The organism is Pseudobdellovibrionaceae bacterium, from assembly GCA_023954155.1.
GTDB lineage: Bacteria > Bdellovibrionota > Bdellovibrionia > Bdellovibrionales > UBA1609 > JAMLIO01.
The window spans coordinates 310,132-332,181 of the sequence record JAMLIO010000001.1 but is presented as its reverse complement, the minus strand read 5'-3'; the positions used below and the strand labels follow the sequence as shown (position 1 = coordinate 332,181).

Below are 22,050 nucleotides of genomic sequence, written 5' to 3'. Positions count from 1 at the left end.
TGACCTAGTCGTTGTCCCCTTGGAACGTGGGTGGTGCTTGAAGAGACAATGCAATGATCACATCTGTCTTCATTAAAGTCGTGATTCCACGAACATTATGAAAAAGAGCACACAAGGTCCCACTTGTTCCTTCTTCGCCAGCACAAGACTTATATCCTTGCTGATGGATCAGCTCAGGAAGGGAACCTTGTGTTTTTAGTGTTGCAATGTCTGCTAACACCTTATCGACGTAGAATAAGACCTCTTGTGCCACCTTGCCATGTCCTACAACTGTTAAATAGTCATCAAACCCAAAGGCTTTTACTTGTGGATCTAATGAACCAAAGAAAACTTCTTTGTATCCCAACGCTTGGGCCTCCATGGCCTCAAAAGACATTCCTGACCACTGGTGTTCCGCCAGTTCAGGACAAATTTTATTGGGGCTGATGCACTCTTTGTGAAGTCCAATGATCTTTGCTAATCTAAAGTCTTTAAGGCTTTCAATAGAAAATAGACCATCACTGATTTGGTTTATAACCGCATCAATCTTTTGTGTGCCATCCACCAATCGTTGTGGATAGTTCCCACTGGCCTCATCCCAAGCTTCCAAGAGTTTGTGTGCTGTTCCCACCAACTCATCAGAGATGATTTCAGCATACGCACAACGATCCACTTGTCTTTCCACAGCTGGTTTTTTAAGCCACTCCACCACATTTTTATTTCTAGAGCTTGTAAGGTTACACTCAGAAGAATAGGTCTCTTCAAAAAACATATACTCAAGCGATGTAAGTCCCTTTGATGTAAAAATAGTTTGTGGGTTGTACTTTCCAGTTCGATCTAATTCCTCGACGGCTCTATCTACACCACAGGTGTTCATCAATGGCCAAGAATAAATATTGTCAGCTAAAAATTTGCCGTTATCTATTAACGGACCAAAAGCAACTGCATCAAGCTTGTGATACACAAGCATAGCCTTCTTCCATTGCTCTTGAACGGCTTGCAAATTTGCTGTCGTAGGATCAGCCTTTAACTCCCCACAATAACCCTTGATCGTTTGACTTAAGCTTTCGGTTTCAGAGTAAAAAGCCTGTACATTTGGGTAAACCACATTCAGAGCAACATTCAGAACAAGTTTCTCTTTGCTGAATTCACCTTCGCCCAGCTGACTCACCAACTGTTGGTATCTTGTACCAGTTAGGGCCGCCATTGTTACAAATAGCGCGCCCATCAAAAATACTAATCTTAATTGAACCATTTTGTCCTCAATACATTTAGGATTTAGTTATATCCAACTTCTGTCATCACTTCGATGGCAGTAGTGATATTGTTACCAATTGTAGACCAAGGAACTGTGGTCATTTCAAATGGACCCCAAGTGTCTACAAATGTGTTTGCATTTAAACCTTGTAAAACAGGGAAATCAAAGTGTGATCCAGAAATAGCGAGCTGGTGCTTTTCTTGTAATAAGATTTGCACAAATTGCGCTGCCAATTCTTGTTGTGTAGATGTTTTAAGTAAAGCTACACCCATTCCGTTGGTGTGCACGCCGCCAGTACCTTGCTCTAAGAAGGCCATTTCCACTGGAAAGCCAGGGTTTGGCGCAATGGCTCCTGCAAGATAGTAGTGATTTACAATCCCTAGATCACAAGTACCATTGGCAATTGCATTTAAAATAGCATTGTCATTTGAAAAAATAGGAGCTGCTAAATTATTTAGCCAGCCTTCTAAGATTTGAGTTGTCTTGTCTTTACCATGCTTATCTAAAAGGTAAGACACCAATGAGATATTGTAACTGTGGAAACCTTTTCTTAAGCAAAGACGTCCTTGCCATTTTGGATCCGCAAGATCTTCGTAAGTTGTCAATTCAGATCTATCCAAAGCCTCTGGCGAAAACGCTACAGATCTTGATCTGTATGTAAGAGCCACATAGTTTCTGTCTGTATCTTGAAGTGAAGGAATCACCTTGCTGATATCTAAACTAACTGGGAACGCTTGTGTTAAGTTATTAGCTTTTAAATCGCTAAAGAACATGATGTCTTTTGTAATGAATAGATCACCCACAACACCTTGAGCCGTTGCAGCGATATGTTGATCTCTGAGTGCGAAATAGTCATTACCACCCACAAACACCACTTCTTCGCCTGTTTGGGCTTTAAATTCGTTAGCAGCTTCAACAAATAGTTGAAGATTTCTGTCGGCATAAACTACTAATTCTGCAAATGATGCTTTTGCTACTAAAAGAGACGCAAGTATAATTAAAATACCTTTCATAGAACCCCCTATTGATTTGGTGATTTACTCCTATTCAAAATCACCAAGCAGGTCTAGAGAATTCCATTTTTATTGAAACAATCTTTCAAGTTGAAAGTGAGTTGATCATGCACTGACAAGAAACTGTTTAACGCTCTTCGTAAGAAATTTAAATTTATAAAAATAGCCACATCAGCAATGCAACTAAAGCAGGTCCACCTTGAATCATAAGTATCTTACGCCCTACGGAATAACCTCCATATAGAGCCGCAACAGCAACACAACTTAAAAAGAAAATAGCTAGTTTGTGTGAATATGTCGGATCAGCATAGGTCGACCAAATTAACCCCGCAGCTAAAAACCCATTGTAAAGCCCTTGATTGGCCGCAAGTACTTTGCTTTGCTCTGCTTGCTCTTCGGTCTGCCTAAAGACTTTACGGCCAAAAGGTTTGGTCCATAAAAACATCTCTAAGTATAAAAACCCTAAATGTTGTAATGCGATCAATACTAATAATGTGTCTTTGATTAAGGCCATTCCTCCCCTTTCTGTACACTGGCTGAAATGGATCGAGCTGAAAATGGCGCGCTCGGAAGGATTCGAACCTCCGACCACTTGATTCGTAGTCAAGTACTCTATCCAACTGAGCTACGAGCGCGCAAAAGATTGGAAGATCAAGGTTTATCAAAAAAACCTAGTAAAATGCAAGCTAAAGACTTTGCTATTGTAAAATCCGCCAATCTTGAATATTTTAAGCCCATGATTGACGTATGGAAACAAAGCTTCAATGCCGCCCAAGAGACCTTAAGTGCGTTTATGGGTGACCCCCAACAGTTTGAAAAGTGCCAGAGCTTTGCGGAGTTACTCATTCAGACCTACACCAATGGGGGCAAGGTCTTTTCAGCAGGAAATGGGGGCAGTCATTGTGATGCCATGCACTTCGCTGAAGAGCTCACAGGGCGATACAAAAAAGACCGCAGACCCTTAGGGGCCCTAGCTTTGGGAGACCCAAGTCATGTGACCTGTGTCTCTAACGATTATGGCTTTAATTTTATCTTTTCACGTCAGCTTGAGGGGCTTGGCCGAGAGGGCGATCTGTTCTTGGGCCTCTCTACAAGTGGAAATTCGGCAAATATACTAGAGGCTCTGCGTGTGGCTCGGAAATGCAACATCAAAACTGTCGCTTTATTAGGCAAAGATGGGGGGCAAGCCAAAGACCTTGCGGACCTTGCCATTATCGTGCCTGCAAATGACTCAGGACGCATTCAGGAAGTGCATATCAAAATTATTCACACCGTCATCGAAGTTGTGGAGCGCCACTTTTTTCCCGAAAATTACGAATAAGGTCATTGATTTTATATATTGAATTTGAGACAAAAGACTTTAAGCCAAGTATGAGATATTACTTTTTCTTCTCAAAGTGGAAGGGTGGGTGAGTGGCTTAAACCAGCAGATTGCTAATCTGTCGTACGGGTAACACCGTACCGGGGGTTCGAATCCCCCCCCTTCCGCCACTAAAAATACAGCACCCAGAATACCGTTAACTGTATTCCGAATTCAGACCAGTATACTGAAGGCAGAGTTTGGCTCACTTAGATGGAATCTTTTAAAATTTTAGCCAAAGTTTATGCGGGCATTACAAAGGTGCCGCAGCACTTTTTACTCGTAATAGTTACTTTCACTTTCTTGAGTCTGTTCAGAAGCTGGCTCTTCGTAATGTTCCGTTGAGAGCTGACGAGTCTTGTGATCAGGAACATAGTACATCGTAAACCCATGGTAGATTCTATTAGGATCTTTGATCAGCTGGGGATTGTTGTGCCATAGGCTTTGCCACTTTGCTGTTGTTCCATAAAGGTCCATAGAAATAGATTTAAGGGTGTCCTCGGGCTGAATCACATAAGCGTTTCCGTTACGAGCCACTTGCACATCATTTTTAACATCATTGATTGTTAGGGTGATCCCAGTAGGCATAGTCTCAGGAGTCCCAATTAACGCACGATTGGTATTATAAATATTTCTCCATTTTGAATAGTCACCATAAAATTCAAAAGCAATCTTCATCAATGTATCACCACGCTTCACCTTATAAGTGGTTGTGGCACCCATATTATTATGATTATAGGAACTCGCACTTAGGCTTTCGTCTGGGCTTTGATAAGCAGAAGATGAAACTTCTTCCTCTTTTGTTGGAAGGCTTTCTGGCAAATCAACATCAGAAGTTTCATAAGATGTGTATGCTGAAGTGTCTCCAGATTCTTCGGCATTACTATATGAATCGTCACTTTCTGCATCGAAGGCATCACTGTCTGAATAACTTTCACTAGTGTCTGTATTAAAATAGCTGTCATTAGGAGTGGCTGCCACTTCGGACTTCTTTGGTGCAGATGTACATGCTACAAAACTGGAAAATGCTAAAGATAAAACAATAACATTTAAAATGTTTCTCGTTGCTTTCATAATTCTTATTATCTGTGATTTTACCAGATGGAACAATGCCTGAACCCAAATACAGGACTGAAATCCCTTCTGTTAAATAAGTGATCTATCCAAAGGTATGTATTTTAAAAATACAAACTGGATCAAGGTATAGGTCTAAGCAGTTTACTTCTCTAGACGTTCTGCAATCCAAATCTTAATCAGAGTTTGATAGCCAAATTATGGATTAGGTGAACTAAGAAACTTGAGGGTCCGCTTTTCAAACTCGGCTTAATATTTGCTGTTTACAGAGCCTATGAGACGTTCCCCACGCTATAACATTTCTAGATGCTTTCAAGGGCCACAAAACGGCACTTATAAATTCTTATCCGCACTATTTGTAACTGGGGCCTTCTTACTGACAAGCCCTGAATCCTATGCTTTATTTCTACCTGAAACAGGTACAATCAAATCCAAATTAGTCGAGATGAAAGATTCCTCTGAAACTCATATCGACTTGCAGGGCTTTATCGCTCCACCTATGGCAGATAAATTTATAGAGATCGCATCCACATTACCTCCTGCTCCTCATCGCATTCTATTTAAACTCAACTCAAGAAGCGGGGGCTCTGTACAAGAAGGATTAAAAATCATTGAAGCGATTGATGAACTTAAATTAAACGGCTACCAGTTTGATAGCACCGTCCTTAATGGAGAGACATGTGGCAGCATGTGTGTGCCACTGTTTTTACAAGGTCAAAAACGTACAGCAGGTGCGGTTTCTGTCTTTATGTTACACGGAGTGGTCCCCAACGCCTTTACGAATATTCCCAATGAAAGTCGAACTCGGGACTATCTTAAACTCTTTATTCGTGCAGGTGTTTCGGAAGAATGGATCGAACAAAAATGGGAAGATGGGGTTTTTACAACCCCAGGTTATTTTTGGATTACGGGACAACGATTGGTCGACGAAAAATCTGGAATGATCTCAGACCTTATTCCCGCCCATGAAGTTCTAGAACCCGTAAGACCACCTTTTGATCCCAACATTAGACCCAGATAAAGATCACTTTGTTATTCTTGCGTCAAATCCTCTTTATTGAGAAAATAAAATTGAAAATAGAAACTCTTTAATAGTATGAAGGCTCAAGGAAGCCTTTGTGGGCTTAAAGGGGTTTATATGTTTAAATTTTTATGGTTATTTCTTTCTGTCTCACTATTTTCATTTTCAACTGCCCATGCACTTGAGCTGAGTTTAGTTCAAAAACTAGCTGGTCCTGACAGTTGGGACTGCCCTCAAGATGTAACGTTAAACATCACTAACGAAGAACTCACGTTGACAGCTACAACACCTACAGAGACTGGTGGCTTCTATCAATTCCGCATTGGGGAGTTAAATCAAGGAACCGTATGTAGAGATCTAAACTCTAGTTACATCTTTGGGGGAATTAGATGTTATGCCTCTGATCTTGTTGAAGACCAGTACTCCATAAAAGCAGAAGCTCGCTCATGCACCAGAGAGGTCTTTCGTTGGAACTGCGACCCCTACTCTACAGAGCCTGTGAGTGAATTTTTATATGATAAGCAATCAAAAATTGTAACAACTCAAGCACTCATCAACTGGCAGGATGATCCTTATTATTCCTGCAAATATATTGTGAAATAGAGTTTCTGAGTCATGAAAGGCCCTGCATTTTTTGATGGGCCTTTGAACATTGTTTCGTGTCACCTGATATACAAGAACAGGATTAAAACTCTAAGCAGCCAGAGCGTGCACTTTTTCCTACTCGTCCTGGATCAAAGTTAAATGAGTTGCCCCCGCCTTCTCCAGTATTGCGAACACTACATTTACTGCCTTTGGTTGCAAATTTTTTAAACACTGACTTTTGTACTTTTTTAACCTGTAAGGGCCAACCCAAGTCCTCCTTACTTCGTTCTGGTCCTAATGTTAAATCTGAAAAAAGACCTTGTGCATAGTCCTTATCGCTTCTTCCCTCAATATAAAAAGTATCCTTATTCTTGTCGGTCACAAAAACTTCGGTTGCGCGAACTCCTGCGCCTTGAATTAAAAATTTAAATTTATGAAAACTTTCTTTGGGTGCAGACACTCTTATAGTTTGGCTGACTTTATATCTTCCAGGAGGGAAATACAAAATCACTTTGCCCGAAGATTCTTGGGCCTTGATGGCCGTTTGGATGCTAGCATAATCATCTGTTTCACCATCACCAGTAGCCCCCCATTTTTTAACACTAAACTCTAATAACGGGATTTCTGGGTCTAAGATTTCATCTCTAGTGATCTGTGAATTCGCCTCGGCCGCAAATACAAATACGCAAAGTAATACTAAAAAAAATTTCATATAGTCTACCTTATAATCCTTGAGTTGCTTTTGTCTTATCGGATAGTTCATACATTTGACCAAGCTTCACTGACGTTGTTCTCCCAGATTCATTCAATAAAACGGGATGTGCCTTTTATTTAAAAAACTCTTTAATTTTGATTCTCTAACTCTCGAATGGCTTTAAGAACATCTGCGATGGGCGTTGTGCGCTCACCACCCATTCCTTCAGATGTGGATGCTTTTTGCAATTCACACATGGACTTCCAGTTGTAGAGAGCAGCTAATTTTTCCTCTTTATTTAAAACCGACGTTTGCATCAGATCAGTTACACTTCGGAAATTTGCACTTGGACTGCCTATCAATTTCTTTTTATCCATAATGTTGTCACCTCAAACTTGTTCTGTTTTGGATTTATAAAGCCCTGCCAGTCAAGTCACCCTTATACGTAGTGTCTCATTATAAAACACGTCGTAAAACGATAAAGTTTTAAGGTCCTGTCCAAACTTTAAACATAGTCAGAATTTTAAAATATGGTTAACCTATTGATATTATTGATTTTTAAACAGTGACAAAATTGGTCCACTCATTGCTTAAGACTAAGCATGAAACACGAAGCCTTTAAAAGCATAAGTAATATGGTTTGGTCATTCATCTTTATAGTGTGTGTGACTGCTACGTTAACTTTTCTGGATTCAAGCCCTGCTGATGCCTCAAATAGAACCACTTGTAATATTAAATCTGGATTTAAGATTTATTATATCTTAAAAAATGGAAAGCTTGGAAAACGTGACTACTCAACAGGATCAACAAAAGATAGAACTTATACTTGTATTAAAGACAGATATTATCATCGCATTCTTATCAACGGTAAGTGGCGATATGTGTCTGTGGATGCCGAAACCACGGCACCTGTGCAACAGTCAAATGTAGATGAACCACATCCTACAACTGAAGAGGCCGATGCAGAAGGAGTTGATAATTTAAGTGGTGATGCTCCAAGATTAAGTGAACCAGGTACTCTGACAAACCAACTTGCCCTAAAATCTAACTACAATATTAGAAACGCAAACGGTGACCGTATAGGAAGTACTTTTGGTATTGATGCCAGTAAACAGAATGTTCAAGTTAAACTTTCGGCTCCTAACACACCCATCGTCAATGCCGATGGTCTGGTCAGTGTGCAATACAACTATCTGAACTCTCGAGGTCGCAGTGAATCTGTAGACGCATGGATCAGTCCCGAAGCGATCATCAATTATGATCAAGTGATCAAACCCGCTGCCTCTGGAGGTGTGGTTTACACAGGAGACGATACCACCAGAGGAACACCTGCTGTTGATACCTCTGTAGGCGCTTCTGAAAAGTCCACTCCTGCAGCTCCAATTGCAGCAGAAGAGTTTAATATAGATAATCCAAATATTCCCAAAGCAGGTGAGCAGATCAATATCCTAAGAGGGATTGATGCTCTTATTCCTAAAACTCAACCTTTCCTCGCTTCTGAGCCTATGGATGGTGTGAAACCTTTAAATTCAGGGTCAGAACTGATCGCCACTGGAAATCGTAAGTGTGATCGAGACAGTAAAAAGTGTTTTGTTGAAGTCGAATTCAGTGATGATACTGATGGTGAGTTTGTCGGCTGGATTGATGAACAGCAAACCACTGTAAATCCCACATATCACCTTGCTGGCGGTCAAAGTGGCGGATCAGTGATCACCTCGGCCGACTCTGATTAACTTGGTGTTGGCGATGGCGACAGTGTTCTTTAAAATAATAACGACTGGTACACACAACGTTTTACAGAAGAAGAACGCGAATCTCATCAAAGACTTTTTGAAATGATCAGGACAATGCCTAAACCAGTAAAATATGAAACCAACAGAGGTTTAATACGCATGCACAACGATAGACGCGGTTTCTGCGGAAGCTACCACTACGCCACTGAAGACAATCCAAAGGTAGGAGCTTCTGATGAAATTCAGACCTACGCTAAGCCTCTCACCGCATGTGTAATTGCAAGGCTGACACAAACTTGGAAGAAGTATCATTGTAAAGATGGCGGGAATAGCAATGGCTGTCGCCTAAGTACTGGGGATATCTCTCATAGAACGCATAGAAAATTTGATGGTCACAAATCCCATACTGATGGGGAATGCGTCGATATCAGACCAATGAGAAAAAGTGGAGTTGGTCCTCTTGATTATAACGCGGACTCTTATGACCGAGCCAAGACGCGTGAACTTCTAAAATTGTTAAAAGAACTAGGTGGTACTAATATCTTGTTTAATGATCCTGTTTTAAGAAAAGAAGGGCATTCTGGATATGCGGGTGGCCATCACAATCATATTCATGTATGCTTTAAGTCTGGAACCACAAAGGCGAAGAACTCTTGCTCTAACTACTCACCCGACTATGAAGTGTGTCCAGAGTTAAGATCTTTTTTTGATGCACCTTTGATGAAACAATTTAAGAAATAAAATACGAGAGGTTGATAATGAATAAGTATTTCATTTTTATATTTAAAACTTTACTTGTAAGTCTAACCACTCTGCAAATTGCTTATGCCCATGCGCCATCCAAACCCGCAAAATGTAAAGATGTAGTGGGAATTCGTGAGATGCAAGACTTTAGAAATGATGGCTCTGAATTTATCAACTACACCAAAACTCCACTTTATTCTGCCCAAAGTGACGAAACTTTCTTTCACTACTTTGCAGTTAATAAAGCTTTGCAAAGAAAAATAAGTCCTGTTGTTGAAATCAAGATTCTCAATAGCAGTGGCAAAGCCATCAATTCCTTTAAATTTGATAAATGGGCCGACCATTCTCATTTTCGTGAACTGTCTTATGCTAAGTTTAATTTCCAGAAGTTCATCCACAAGAACTTAAACGAGCCTTTTGATATTTATATCAATCTTGATAAGGCCGAACGCGCAAAGATTTCTCTTCATACCATCCCCTACAGTGCTGAAATCTCGGTATTAGGTGATGATGGAAAATCTATTTGCCAATTTGGTTATGCTTATGGAGCAAACTTCCACTAATGTGTATGACTTTGCGGAACACTCACTAGGCTGAGTCTTCCATATTCTACAAGAGATAAAGTTTTAAAGGTCTTTGCCATTGAATTGGTGACTGAAACCGTCGTTACCCCATGAGGGACGTTCACTGCAATAAAGCCACCACCTTTTTGAATCCGATCTACAACTCTGCCTGCTTTATCAAAGTATATGATTGCGGTGGCATGAGTCTTTTGACTTAGATCCACGCTGTGCGCACCGTCTTCGATCATACCCATAATCATGCCCGCTGATGGTAAAACATTAACTTTTTTACTTGCTAGGACACCTGCTAACCAATTCTTTCTGACAAGTGGTACATCTAGATGAGTTCGCCTTCGATTGATAAATGTACTTGTACTGACGAACTCTGGGCCTGCGTCAATATCCATAGGCATAGGTGTAGAGCGGTCATAAAAATTGATCACATTATTTTTTCTTGCAGAAAGCCACCAGGTAGACGTACTTCCTGGAGCTGAAACTCGAGCCGCAATATGAGCGTCTGTGGCTCTAAAGGCTTCTTTAATATTCACATTCACTGGTTTTAAGGGTGCTGTTTCTAGTTGCGCTATACTGGTGTGATGTGCTTTTACGATTGTACTTTCATAAGGGATTTTGACTTTAGCATGGGTGGCCTTAAGGATATGCAAACCCTCTGGAGGATTTATAAATGCAAAGTACCCATCTTCACTTGTACGAGTCGCCTTAGGATTGGGAATTCTAAAGTTAAAATATAAAGGCTGTAGATCTTCATAACCTTGTAGTGTCACTGTAGCGCCTGCCAGAGGGGCTCCATCATGAGAGACCCTTCCCCAAATGATAGAATAAATCTTTGATCTAGGAAGGTAAGGCTCAAGCAGTTCCATCATCACTTGCATTCTGTTATCAGAGTGCAAGATAGGTTGTATGGGTTTACCTGATTCAGCTAATTCAATAGTATTCCAAAACCCACGGTGTGAAGCAGTTACTAATATTTGTGATCCTGATGTCACATGAGCTTCTTCAAACTTACCTTGTCGATCTGTTCTAAAAGACTCTTCATCACCATCAAGATGAATACGACTTGGTTCTCCTGCAACCGCAACTTCAATGTCATCAAAACTTTCATAAGAGAGGACTTGCCCGATGACAGAGATTTCATCCGTAGGAACCATCTTTAGTTTAAGCTCTGCCATATTTTGATTTTGGTTGCCGAGCTTGTTTAGCTGCAATTCACCATAGGCAATCGCAGCTCCTGTTTCATGTCTAAGTTCTACAGTGAGCTTACCTCTTAGGGCATTCACATCTATCTCAAACTCACCCGTATAGGGATCAACAGCACCACGTTCTTGGGTCATGCCATCGAAGATTCTTTGAATATAAAAGTTAAATGTTTCACCAGGGTAAACAGCACCATCAGCCAAGATGATCTGTCCTTTTAATACAGCACGCTCCACTTCATGATTTAAAACTGACTTTGCAGCCTGCTGAGAAATAAGATTAGGATTAAACGAAGCAGAAGCCAGCATCCCCACAGAAGAGGTTTCGCGAGTAGCACTCTTAGAGTTTACATTTGACGCCAGGAAGTTCTCACCACCAACAAGCACTTCAACACCATCTACATTGATCGACTTTGAGTTTTGAACTTCTGTTGTCCTATTATTATTGATCTCTTTTCTAAACCCGTAAGTATGAGCAGTAAGAATTGGAGGTTGAATATTAAAGCTTTTTTTAATCTTGCGAGTCGTATCAACAAAACCCTCAAGCTGCTGTCTTGTATTTGTTCCTACTAAAATAGGAGCACTGTTTACAAAAACTTCATGTGCTTTTTGAATGGCTTCATTGAGTGGTGAAGTCGTATTAGCTGCGATCACAACTTTGGGAAGTTGAACCTTAACAGTTTCAGGGCGACCCGCGTAAAGGTGCTCTTGTTTAAACTTTTTTGAATTATCTGAGGAGTCGAGTTGAATACTCGCAGGTACACTATGAGTATCTTCAAGAGCGGCAAAGGCAGGTGACATTCTTTGTGCTGAGATTTGCAATTTAACACCAAGACCACGGTACTCTATATCAGATAAACCGTGACCAGTTAATGTAACCAAAAATGCTAATAACCCTGCTGAATATCTCATTAACCTTCTTAAACTAGTTAAAGTTATTTTGAATAACCAACTTGTTCTATTGTGTTAAAATGCTCTGAAGTCGTCAACGAGATTCGTATCACCTCGACGTTGTTCGAGGTAGGCCTTTAGCCTAGCCAGAATAATCTTGGCTATTCGCTCATCATACCCCACAATTTGGAAATTCTTTTGAACACTGTTGGGTGTTGTGGCTTCTTCAACAGGGACGATCACTTCAATAGTGTAGGGCCTTCTATCCCCTTTGATCAGGATTCTTGCATAGGCACGTTGGAGTTCATTGCGTGCAGGTTTCATCTTTTTTCCGTAACGCACAAACGGTACAGAAATAAACTCTCGGTTATCCTCAGATGAGGAATGTAAGTTCACAGGCAAAGCTTTGACTATCCCTCTTTTAATCTCAATAGTTGACTTATCCACGTTCTGAAGTTGCACTCCACTGGCTGCACACCCCAGCATTTGACTAGTCAACGTCCAGATGAGTAACAAAAAGGTCGCCTTGACCACTTTATGACTAGGCATTGGGAACCTTTTGCGCATCCGCAAGGAACTGTTCTAGACCTTTGTCTGTAAGAGGATGTCTTGTGAGCTGCGGGAAAACCTTATAAGGAATAGTCGCAATATCTGCTCCGATCATTGCGGCTTCCAATAAATGAATGGGGTGTCTTATGCTAGCCACCAAGACTTCAGTCTGGAAATCGTAGTTTCTGTAGATGCTCTGGATCTGAGAGATGATGTCCATTCCAATATGTGAAATGTCATCTAGTCTACCTACAAAAGGTGACACCATCGTCGCACCTGCCTTAGCAGCTAGCAGTGCCTGCATGGGAGAAAACACAAGAGTAACATTGGTTTGGATGCCTTCAGCCGCAAAAGTCTTCACCGCAATCATGCCTTCTTCGGTCATGGGAATCTTTACGACAACATTATCAGCGATCTTTGCCAGTTCTTTACCTTCTTTGATCATACCTTGTGAATCTAAGGCTAAGACCTCCGCAGATACTGGACCTTTCACAATTTCACAAATGGAGGCAATCACTTCTTTGTGGGGTTTACCTGTCTTGGCCACCAAACTAGGATTGGTAGTGACTCCGTCCATCCATCCCTTATTGTGGGCATCTTTAATTTCACTAATGTCTGCTGTATCTATGAAAAACTTCATGGTTCCTCCACGTGGGGTTATTACTAATGCAATACCCTATGTCTACTTTACTATCAATCCAGCTCAACATCTACAGCCAACAGACTGTGTCCCGTTTTTAAAAAGGCTGAATCTTCCCACTGACTTTCATCGGTCACAAAGTCGAGCAAGGGTCTATTTAATACTGGGTGAATGTAATCTTTAGGTAAAACCTCAAGGCTGGGGTACAAAAACTCCTCGCGATCTAGCCAATGCGGGTAAGGCAAAATCACCGTTTTACACATTGTAAACTGAGAGCGAAAATCTAGAATTTGCACCTCAACACCCTTTGCGCCAAGGTCTTCACTTAACTCTTTAGCGATTGTATTTACTTGTCGACCAAAGTCCTGGCCCCAGTCTTCAGCATCCTTAAGTTGGATCAAAATGCAAAACGTCATGTGTGTCATGCCCAGTTCCCCAGGAATGCCCAGCCTTACCCCTTTGGGTTTAAATTGATACACGGCAGAAATATTTTCTATGATCCCAAGAAAGCCAAGTGTCTTAATGAACTGTTGCCCAAAGCTTGTGCCCCATCTTTTTTCTGAAACTACGCCAATAAGTGCAAAATCAAGACTTTGTAACATCTTGTAAGAAATCTCCTACTGAATAAAAATCTGGGGTTTGACCCACAATCCAGTGTAAGACCTCAAGACTGCCTTGTGCAAAAACTTTTCTATTTAAAGCTGTATGTTTAACAACAATCTCTTCGTTAGGCGTGATGACTTTAATCTCATGAATACCAAAAACTTCACCTTCGCGATACGCCTCTACCTGAACGCGCCCTTGGCCTATGATATTTTCAAGGTCTTTTTGTAAAGTCACCGCTGTTCCACTAGGCTTATCTTTTTTATGTATATGGTGAGTTTCGCTGATCACAAATTTTTCGTCTTTAAAAACCTTAAGAGCTTTTAACATCTCACGAACAGTCGCAATTCCTAGACTCATATTTGAGGCCCAAAATAGAGGGGCATTAGCTTGGGAGTACCCCAAAGATTTCACTTTTTCGGAAAACTCCACCTCAAGCCCCGTAACTCCACTCACCAAAGGCACTTGGTGTTCTTGGCACCAATCCACTACTTTTTTAAAATTATCAGGCAAACTAAAATCAATAACGCCATCAATCGTGGCACTTGTCCAAGTTCCCTTGTCAGATAAAAGTTTCTGCTCGCGACTGTCCCATGTCCCTGCCAATTCAAAACGAGAATCTTCGGAGATCATTTTTTTAATCTCTTCTCCCATTCTGCCTGAGTGACCGACTAAACCTACTTTGATCATTCTTGCCCTATTACAGCTTAAGTGTTTTTACTTTTTGTGTTTCAGCAGATAAATCGGCTCTGTACTTCTCAGATAAAGTCAAAAGCGGGAGTCTGCACTCGGCACTGTTGATAATTCCCATCTCCAATAAAGACCACTTTACAGGTGTTGGATTGGGTTCTACAAAAATTTGTCGTGATATTCTTAAAAGTGGCTCAAACTTCTTTTGCGCTTCTACAGGAGCTTCTTTAGCTAAAGTGAATAAAGCTTTTAACAGATCACCGCAAATATGGCTTAAGACAGAAATAGATCCATCACCACCGTTTGACACGAACTCCACTGAAGTCTCATCATCACCAGACATAAGGGACCAATGCTCAGGCACACTAGCCTTAATCTCTTTAAGAAACGCAATGTCTCCCGATGCTTCTTTAATTCCCATAATGTTTTTATGAGGAGCTAACCGTGCAATCGTCTCGGTGGATAAACTTGTTAATGTTCGCGAAGGCACATTATATAAAATAACAGGCGCACTAGATTTACCTGCTACGGCTGAAAAATGTTGGAACAAACCCTCTTGCGTGGGTTTGTTATAGTACGGAACCACATCTAAAAAGGCATCAGGTTTAAGACTTGCAAACTGCGTATGAAGTTCGATGGTCTTATGAGTAGAGTTAAGCCCTGCACCTAGAATCAATGTTTTATCTTTAGCTCGTTCTTTAACAAAACTATAAATTTTTTTCACCTCGTCCACACTGAGTGATGGACTCTCGGCTGTTGTTCCGTTGACAACAAATCCATCCACACCTTGTCGGACTTGGTCCTCAACAAGCTTTTCTAAAGACTCCCAATCAATGTCCTGATTCTTGAAGGGAGTTATAAGTGCCGTTACCACCCCTGAACTTATTTTTTTGCTCATCTTCTTTTTCCTTCTCATTCATATATTCTTGGTAGCTTTGATGATACAGTTTGGGTTTAGAAGGTGGAATAGGAGCCCCACGAATTCCACAGCCCACAAGACCACTTAGGGTCAACAGAACCATACTTATTATAATACTTTTCCAACCTATAAACATAAAGAGGAACCTAACATGGTTCCCCTTTATCGTCAGTGCTTAATTTGCTGCTTTATAGATCTTTTAGGGAGCCCACAAGAACTTTGCGTGGTTTTGAACCATTAGCTGGGCCAATTACACCTTGGGACTCAAAAACTTCAATCAAGCGAGCCGCTCGGGGATATCCCAACTTAAACTTTCGTTGAAGCAAGGAAGCGCTGACCTCTTTCATTTCTGAAATTGCAGCTAGAATCTCATCATATCTTTCATCAAATTCGTCTATGCCGTCTCCCATATCCATATCATCGTCAGCCTCACCCAGAGCTGAAGAGCTGCCCTCCACCGCACGCATGGCCTTAGCGTCATACATGGGATCAGATTGTTCCTTCCACACCTCAGTGATGCTTTCTATTTCGTCCTCTGACACATAAGCCGCATGGGCACGAATAGGCTTAGACACACCTGGAGACTGAAACAACATATCCCCACGGGATAAAAGCCTTTCAGCACCCCCTTCATCTAAAATCACCCGAGAATCCATTTTACTTGCGACCTTAAAACTGATTCGACCTGGAATATTGGTTTTGATTAAACCTGTGACCACATCTTTTCTTGGAGACTGCATCGCTAGAACTAAATGTATACCACAAGCTCTGGCCATTTGTGCGAGTCTGACTACGGCTTGCTCCACATTGACTTTATCCACAGACATTAAATCCCCAAACTCTTCGACAATGATGACAATAAAAGGCAAAGGTTCAAAATAATAGGACTTCATAGGGGCTTCTAAATCAATCTGTTCATTGATCTGTGCGTGTTCTTCTTTTGTCTCTGCATCAAACTTGGAAACACATTCATTAAATCCTTCTAGGTCACGAGCACGAAACTTCGACATAGAACGATATCTCTTATCCATTTCGTTAATCGCCCATCTTAAAGCATTCACAGCTTTTTTGCTGTCACGAATAGGTGGAACCAAGAGATGAGGAAGATCGTTGAAAGCCGCAAGGTCCACTTGCTTAGGGTCAACAAGAATAAGCTTTAAAGTTTTAGGGCTATGCCTTAAGAGCATCCCTGTGATCATTGAAACCACAAACACAGATTTACCTGAACCTGTTGATCCCGCCACCAAAAGGTGAGGCATCTTTCTTAAATCCACAACCATGGGGTAACCATCAGCCCTACGACCCAAACCAATGGGCAAGGCCATGCTGTCTTTCCAAAAAAGATCCATTGAAACGATATCTTTAATAAACACCGTGTCTCTATTGGCATTGGAAGTTTCTATCCCCACCACATCACGCCCTGGAATGGGAGCAATGATCCTGACAGATTCACTAGACAGAGCCAAACACAGATCCTCTGCCAAATCCGTGATCTTACTTAATTTCACATCCGCATTGGGTCTAAATTCAAAGAGTGTCACCGCAGGGCCTGACTTCACCCCAACAATCTTACCCTTTACTGAGAACTGTTCCATTTTACTGACAAGCTGTTCTGACTTCTGACGAATCTCATCCTCACTCATTCCCTCAAATTGAGAGGGAGGTTCATTTAACAAATCCAGTGACGGCATCTCCCATTCGTCGTCCTTGATTTTGCGTGCCACCTTCTTCACATTCTCACGCTTAAAGGACTCAATTTTAAAACCCTGTTCTCTTTGTATTTTTTTCTTAAGAGATTTTTTTGCAACAGGGCTTAAAGGAATGATTCTATGATCTTCCTCGTCCACTTCCTCATCATACTCTTCTTCAAAGTCTTCTTCGATGGTGTCTAACTCTGTCCGTACGGCTTTATTCTTAACCCCGAATATATTTTTTATTTTTAGAGCCCATTGGGACCAAACACTTTGAGGTTCTTCAATGTCCCAATCCTCATCTTCGTCTTCACTCTCCTCCGACCCTCTATTCCATCTCGCCTTTGCCCAGTTGAAGACCGCCGCAGGGTTTTCCACAGCAAGAATCACACAGATCACATAGGCCAATACCAAAACAATACTGGTCCCTGTAAGGTTCAAAACACTTAGCGCATATTTAGACAGAACATAGCCAATCCACCCCCCTTGTTGGACTACTCCACCAAAGAGATTCAGGTTGGTGTAAAGACTTAAGCTGATCGCCACTAGGCACAACAGCACAAGAGCCCAGCCATACCTGTCAGATGAAATTTTTTCCTTTCGGAACGACTTAATGGCCATATGTAAGGTGAGCAAAACAATAAAAAATGAAGCCACACCAAAGAGCTTATATAAAAGCTCAGAAAGTATCGCCCCCACATGCCCACAGGCATTTTTTACTGGGCTTGCAGCACCCGAAAAGGTGTCGAAAAGGACCCGATCGCTAGGGTCAAAGCTGACCAAAGAACAAAGCACAAAAACAGATAAGGCCAACCATAAACTACCTATAATTTCACTCTTAATATTGAATACTCTCTTCATAACTTTGATTTTAAACTGATTCACAGAAAAGAGCAGAATCCATCCAATCTTCTTGACGAAAGTCCCAGATTAAGTGATGCAAGGATGTGCTAAAAATCAACGAAATCTTTTTTAGTATCCAGGGCGAATCCACTTACTCTGGACTCCCTACGGTGTTCGTCAGAACATCAGGCTGTCATCTGCGTTGTCACTATTGCGACACCACATACGCCTACCACGAAGGCCACAGAGTCTCCGTGGAAGACATTATTGCCAAAGTCGAGCAGTATCCCACCAAGTACGTCTGCCTTACTGGAGGAGAGCCTTTACTACAAAAGAGAATCTATGAACTGATTGATGGGCTCTTAGAGAAAGACTTTATCCTCTCTATGGAGACCTCGGGTGACATCAACTGCGCCGATGTAGACCCCAGAGTGAAAAAGATCATTGACGTTAAAACCCCTGACAGTGGGGCTGCTGATAAATTTCATGAAAATAATTTAAAATTCAAAGATGATGGGCACACGGAGTACAAATTTGTTATTTGTTCGGAAAGGGACTTGGAGTGGGCTTTTGAATTTGTCAAGCGACATGACCTTGCGAAAAAAAATCCCGTCTTATTTAGCCCTTCCCATGGAAAAATTGCACCTGAGTGGCTGGCGCAAAAAATTTTATCAAATAATGCAAAAGTAAGGTTGCAATTGCAGCTACATAAGTATATTTGGTCAGAACACAAACGGGGCGTATAGCCCAAAGCTCAATGTACAGAACAGTTAAAAGGAGTCGGCTTTGCAAGAACTAACTCATAACCCAGATCATCTACTTGTTGCGAACTTACAAAACATCAGTTTAGAACAATTAGTAAAAAGCAAATTAGAAGTGCTCTTTAATCAACAAAAAGAAGCTCAAGTTGAGCTCAATGGTTTGTATGAATTAGTCATTGAACAAGTCGAAAAACCTCTTATTGAGCTTGCTCTTAGAGCCTATAATGGCAACCAAGTTCGCACAGCCCAAATGCTAGGTATTAACCGCAATACCCTTAAGAAAAAAATCGATAATTACAATATCAAAACTCGCTCTAAACAAAGATTCAACTAGGACGCGTTAGCTAAGCCTAGTGGCTTATACCCTGCGCCAAATCTAGGTTTTAGGCGAAACTCCATGACGTGGCATGTACTTTTGAATGGTGCTTGCCATGCTCTAAGATTATTGGCCTACTATCTTTCTTCGCGCAAAATTTAGGGGTGCAAAAGTGAACAAAACTCTTCCACATAATATTGAGGCAGAACAGGCCATTTTGGGTGGTCTGATGCTGGACTCAGAACTGTGGGACGAACTCACTGGTCTTATCGACACGACTGACTTCTATCGACCTGCACATAAAAAAATTTTTGAAGCTATTAAATCTCTTTACCGTAAGGGTCAGACCGCTGACATTGTCGTACTTTCCAACCATCTGCAACAGATCAATGAAATGGACGCTGTTGGTGGCACCAAGTACCTAGCTGAACTCATTGAAAGAACCACATCCACAGCCTACATCGAGCAATATGCCAAGATTGTTCGCGAAAAAGCTCTTGTTAGAAAGATGATCGCAGCCTCACAAAAGATCACCGAAGAGGGGCTTACAGAGTCTTATGAAGATGTTGAGAAGTATCTCGAATCCTCGGAAGCCGATATCTTTAATGTTGCACAAACAGGAACCGCTAAAAAAGGCCTAACAGGTCCTTCTGAACTTGTACAACTCAGTATTAAAAAGATTGAAGAGATGATGAGCCTTAAGGGCAACGTCACAGGTGTTCCTACAGGTTTTATAGAACTAGATGATATGACCGCAGGGTTTCACGGTGGAGAGCTAATTATCGTCGCCGCTCGCCCCTCTATGGGTAAAACAGCCTTGGGCCTAAACCTTGTGGCTCATGCTGCACTCAGAGAAAAAAAGTCTGTGGCTTTCTTCTCTGTGGAGATGCCCCAAGAGCAATTGATGATGAGAATTCTAGCTAGTGAAGCCAAAATCAACCTAAATAAAATTCGTATTGGTCAAATTGATGATAAAAGTTGGGGGCGCTTAATCAGTACAGCAGCTCAACTTAGTGAATCTAAGTTGTTTATCAATGACACCAGTAATATCAGCCCTTTTGAAATTAGATCTATTGCCCGTAAACAAAAATCCAAACATGGCCTAGATATGATCATGATCGACTATTTACAGTTGATGAGCATGAATCAAAAGATGGAAAGTCGCGAACGAGAAGTGGCAGAAATCTCAAAGTCTCTAAAGGCCCTTGCCAAAGAACTCAATATTCCTGTTGTGGCGCTTGCCCAAATCAATCGAGGCGTGGAAGGACGTTCTGATCGAAGACCAATGTTATCCGACCTTAGAGAATCGGGATCTATTGAACAAGATGCAGACGTGATCATGATGATTTATCGTGATGATTACTATGAAAGAGAGAATCCAACTGGACTCGCAGAAATCATTATCGGCAAACAACGTAACGGTCCTGTGGGTACAGTGAAATTACGCTGGGAACCTTCTTTGGGACGCTTCTCAAATAATATTGACGATCGTACAGGGCCAAATGCACCTTTCCCAACAGAGCCTCCTGTTTCTTCACCTAGCTTTGGGCCCGATGACGGTTTCCCACCACCCTCTAACCCTCGAAAAAATTTCGCTCCTGGGTCATGATTTTGGTATGAATGCCCGCATTGTGAACTTCATTCCAACCGCCAGACTGATCCTCTTTCTTCTTTTGATTTACACAAAGGCTTTGGCCTTTTCGCAACTCACTGTAGAGTCCACTCCCTTTAGTTTTTTTGAGAATGATGATATCAATTATTTTGTACGAAGCACGCTACAAAGTCGTATCGAACTAAATAAACATTGGATCGCTCATCTAGGTGTCAGTGGTTCCTTTGCAGATCTTGAGAACTCCAATTCTCAAAGGTATTTTATAAACCCAACAGGCACGAGATTGATCTACAGAAATTCCTCTGTTGTTTTTGCTATGGGTTTTAATTCCCATGACTACACCATCTCTCAATTTATGGGACCTTTAGATTATGTAGATCAAAGGAACTATTGGGACCCCCTGCACACTGAGCGACTGGCTGACTTCTCCCTACGTACTAGTTTTAAAACAGGAAAGGTACGATGGCGAGTCACCTATATCCCTTATAGACTCAAGCCCGTTTACCCAGGGCAAGATTCGTACTGGTTGCCCAGAAACTTACCTGCAAGCATTCAAACCACTGACCAAAATGTCATCTTCCCTGAAAACCCCACTTACGGGTGGAAAGATACCGAAGTCTTCCGTGACAGTAATAAAAATAATTTTGCAATCATTGGAGAGTATGAAAACAAAAGTTGGTTGTGGCGTTGGGGTTACTACAACGGATTAGATGTGGCTCCTAACTTTCACTTAGAACTCAATTTACAAAATATTGATTTTAATAATTTTGAAACGATTTATCCTATCTTTGTCATCCCAGTACAAAATAAAATTCAACAGGTAGGATTTGGAGTGAGATACATCACTCCTATAAAATGGCGACTGTTCTTCGAGAACACACTCAGTTCTGGTAACCCTGATGATCTTGTCGCCGAAGATTATTTATACTCTACTGTATTTGGTCTGGAGTGGGGTATCCCTTTTGCGGGTGACATTTTATACGGTCTTTTCCAAGGTTTTTATACTGTAAGCTCTGAAGAAGAGAATCACCTAGGAGTTCTCCCCCCACTTAGAAAAGCCGCTATGGCCGCTTTACTTTGGAAGAAACCTCGATACGAACTTTCCCTGGCCTTTATTTATAGCTTTTCGATTGATATTGCATTAACCCAATTTTCTTCCAAGTTATTTATAACAGACCATCTTTTTGCTCAGGCCAACATAAATTTATTTAACGGCGCTACACCCGAACTCATCAGTGGTATAAAGAACAATGACCTCATACATGCTGGTGTTGGTTATAAAATAGAGTTTTAGTTT

General features: G+C 41.3%; 23 protein-coding genes and 2 tRNA genes. 11 read left to right on the top strand and 14 right to left on the bottom strand.

Features of this window, described 5'->3' with window-relative positions; genetic code table 11:
- Window positions 1-4 precede the first annotated feature (4 nt).
- The 4 genes from M9899_01490 to M9899_01475 all read right to left on the bottom strand — a co-directional run bounded on the left by M9899_01490 (window position 5) and on the right by M9899_01475 (window position 2,885).
- Window positions 5-1,234, bottom strand: coding sequence for an imelysin family protein (locus M9899_01490; GenBank protein ID MCO5112827.1), 1,230 nt, complete (start codon window positions 1,232-1,234; stop codon window positions 5-7).
- Between the two features lie 23 nt (window positions 1,235-1,257).
- Entirely contained in the window at window positions 1,258-2,250 is a 993-nt protein-coding gene (locus M9899_01485) for an extracellular solute-binding protein (protein ID MCO5112826.1), read from the bottom strand.
- A gap of 154 nt (window positions 2,251-2,404) precedes the next feature.
- A complete protein-coding gene (locus tag M9899_01480) occupies window positions 2,405-2,764 on the bottom strand; it encodes a DUF1304 domain-containing protein (protein ID MCO5112825.1) in 360 nt (119 codons plus the stop codon).
- Between the two features lie 44 nt (window positions 2,765-2,808).
- Window positions 2,809-2,885 (bottom strand) — tRNA-Arg (locus M9899_01475).
- 8 nt (window positions 2,886-2,893) lie between these two features.
- Between M9899_01475 and gmhA the strand changes: the two genes are divergently transcribed.
- Together gmhA and M9899_01465 are read left to right on the top strand one after the other, a co-directional pair.
- On the top strand, window positions 2,894-3,571 hold the full coding sequence (gene gmhA / locus M9899_01470; GenBank protein ID MCO5112824.1) for a D-sedoheptulose 7-phosphate isomerase: 678 nt from the start codon (window positions 2,894-2,896) through the stop codon (window positions 3,569-3,571).
- A 78-nt stretch (window positions 3,572-3,649) separates the two neighbouring features.
- Window positions 3,650-3,741: transfer RNA gene (locus tag M9899_01465), tRNA-Ser, on the top strand.
- Between the two features lie 145 nt (window positions 3,742-3,886).
- Here the strand turns inward: M9899_01465 and M9899_01460 are convergent.
- Window positions 3,887-4,684 carry a LysM peptidoglycan-binding domain-containing protein gene (locus M9899_01460; protein MCO5112823.1) on the bottom strand — a complete coding sequence of 266 codons (798 nt, stop codon included), beginning with the start codon at window positions 4,682-4,684 and terminating at the stop codon, window positions 3,887-3,889.
- A gap of 274 nt (window positions 4,685-4,958) precedes the next feature.
- Between M9899_01460 and M9899_01455 the strand changes: the two genes are divergently transcribed.
- Entirely contained in the window at window positions 4,959-5,705 is a 747-nt protein-coding gene (locus tag M9899_01455) for a hypothetical protein (GenBank protein MCO5112822.1), read from the top strand.
- A 117-nt stretch (window positions 5,706-5,822) separates the two neighbouring features.
- A complete protein-coding gene (locus tag M9899_01450; protein MCO5112821.1) occupies window positions 5,823-6,308 on the top strand; it encodes a hypothetical protein in 486 nt (161 codons plus the stop codon).
- An 82-nt stretch (window positions 6,309-6,390) separates the two neighbouring features.
- Here the strand turns inward: M9899_01450 and M9899_01445 are convergent, their stop codons facing one another.
- Window positions 6,391-7,002, bottom strand: a complete 612-nt coding sequence (locus M9899_01445; GenBank protein MCO5112820.1) for a glycoside hydrolase family 55 protein — start codon at window positions 7,000-7,002, stop codon at window positions 6,391-6,393.
- A 131-nt stretch (window positions 7,003-7,133) separates the two neighbouring features.
- A complete protein-coding gene (locus tag M9899_01440) occupies window positions 7,134-7,361 on the bottom strand; it encodes a hypothetical protein (GenBank protein ID MCO5112819.1) in 228 nt (75 codons plus the stop codon).
- 225 nt (window positions 7,362-7,586) lie between these two features.
- Here M9899_01440 and M9899_01435 point away from each other — a divergent pair, with 225 nt between their 5' ends.
- From M9899_01435 to M9899_01425, 3 genes are all read left to right on the top strand, one after another.
- A complete protein-coding gene (locus M9899_01435; protein MCO5112818.1) occupies window positions 7,587-8,717 on the top strand; it encodes a hypothetical protein in 1,131 nt (376 codons plus the stop codon).
- 102 nt (window positions 8,718-8,819) lie between these two features.
- Complete coding sequence (locus M9899_01430; GenBank protein MCO5112817.1) at window positions 8,820-9,458, top strand: hypothetical protein; 639 nt, start codon at window positions 8,820-8,822, stop codon at window positions 9,456-9,458.
- Window positions 9,459-9,475: 17 nt separating this feature from the next.
- Window positions 9,476-10,024 carry a hypothetical protein gene (locus tag M9899_01425; GenBank protein MCO5112816.1) on the top strand — a complete coding sequence of 183 codons (549 nt, stop codon included), beginning with the start codon at window positions 9,476-9,478 and terminating at the stop codon, window positions 10,022-10,024.
- Here M9899_01425 and M9899_01420 read toward each other — a convergent pair.
- The 7 genes from M9899_01420 to M9899_01390 form a co-directional block, all read right to left on the bottom strand.
- The gene (locus M9899_01420) at window positions 10,021-12,150 is read right to left on the bottom strand and encodes a DUF4198 domain-containing protein (GenBank protein ID MCO5112815.1); all 2,130 of its coding nucleotides are present in this window, start codon (window positions 12,148-12,150) and stop codon (window positions 10,021-10,023) included. The genes M9899_01425 and M9899_01420 overlap by 4 nt on opposite strands.
- A 54-nt stretch (window positions 12,151-12,204) precedes the next feature.
- Complete coding sequence (locus tag M9899_01415; protein ID MCO5112814.1) at window positions 12,205-12,678, bottom strand: hypothetical protein; 474 nt, start codon at window positions 12,676-12,678, stop codon at window positions 12,205-12,207.
- Window positions 12,671-13,318 carry a fructose-6-phosphate aldolase gene (gene fsa / locus M9899_01410; GenBank protein MCO5112813.1) on the bottom strand — a complete coding sequence of 216 codons (648 nt, stop codon included), beginning with the start codon at window positions 13,316-13,318 and terminating at the stop codon, window positions 12,671-12,673. The genes M9899_01415 and fsa overlap by 8 nt, the downstream gene beginning before the upstream one ends.
- A gap of 53 nt (window positions 13,319-13,371) precedes the next feature.
- Window positions 13,372-13,920 (bottom strand): hypothetical protein, encoded by a 549-nt coding sequence (locus tag M9899_01405; GenBank protein MCO5112812.1) that lies wholly within the window; start codon window positions 13,918-13,920, stop codon window positions 13,372-13,374.
- Window positions 13,904-14,611: a 4-hydroxy-tetrahydrodipicolinate reductase gene (locus M9899_01400; GenBank protein MCO5112811.1), complete on the bottom strand. Its 708-nt coding sequence runs from the start codon at window positions 14,609-14,611 to the stop codon at window positions 13,904-13,906. Before M9899_01400 ends, M9899_01405 begins: the two co-directional genes overlap by 17 nt.
- 10 nt (window positions 14,612-14,621) lie before the next feature.
- Window positions 14,622-15,509, bottom strand: a complete 888-nt coding sequence (dapA, locus tag M9899_01395; protein MCO5112810.1) for a 4-hydroxy-tetrahydrodipicolinate synthase — start codon at window positions 15,507-15,509, stop codon at window positions 14,622-14,624.
- A gap of 209 nt (window positions 15,510-15,718) precedes the next feature.
- Window positions 15,719-18,082: a DNA translocase FtsK gene (locus M9899_01390; protein ID MCO5112809.1), complete on the bottom strand. Its 2,364-nt coding sequence runs from the start codon at window positions 18,080-18,082 to the stop codon at window positions 15,719-15,721.
- Between the two features lie 86 nt (window positions 18,083-18,168).
- Here M9899_01390 and M9899_01385 point away from each other — a divergent pair, with 86 nt between their 5' ends.
- The 4 genes from M9899_01385 (at window position 18,169) to M9899_01370 (ending at window position 22,047) form a co-directional block, all read left to right on the top strand.
- Window positions 18,169-18,810 (top strand): 7-carboxy-7-deazaguanine synthase QueE, encoded by a 642-nt coding sequence (locus M9899_01385; GenBank protein MCO5112808.1) that lies wholly within the window; start codon window positions 18,169-18,171, stop codon window positions 18,808-18,810.
- 40 nt (window positions 18,811-18,850) lie between these two features.
- A complete protein-coding gene (locus M9899_01380; GenBank protein MCO5112807.1) occupies window positions 18,851-19,159 on the top strand; it encodes a site-specific DNA inversion stimulation factor in 309 nt (102 codons plus the stop codon).
- 154 nt (window positions 19,160-19,313) lie between these two features.
- Window positions 19,314-20,750, top strand: coding sequence for a replicative DNA helicase (dnaB, locus tag M9899_01375; protein MCO5112806.1), 1,437 nt, complete (start codon window positions 19,314-19,316; stop codon window positions 20,748-20,750).
- 7 nt (window positions 20,751-20,757) lie between these two features.
- The gene (locus M9899_01370) at window positions 20,758-22,047 is read left to right on the top strand and encodes a hypothetical protein (GenBank protein MCO5112805.1); all 1,290 of its coding nucleotides are present in this window, start codon (window positions 20,758-20,760) and stop codon (window positions 22,045-22,047) included.
- Window positions 22,048-22,050: the final 3 nt, after the last annotated feature.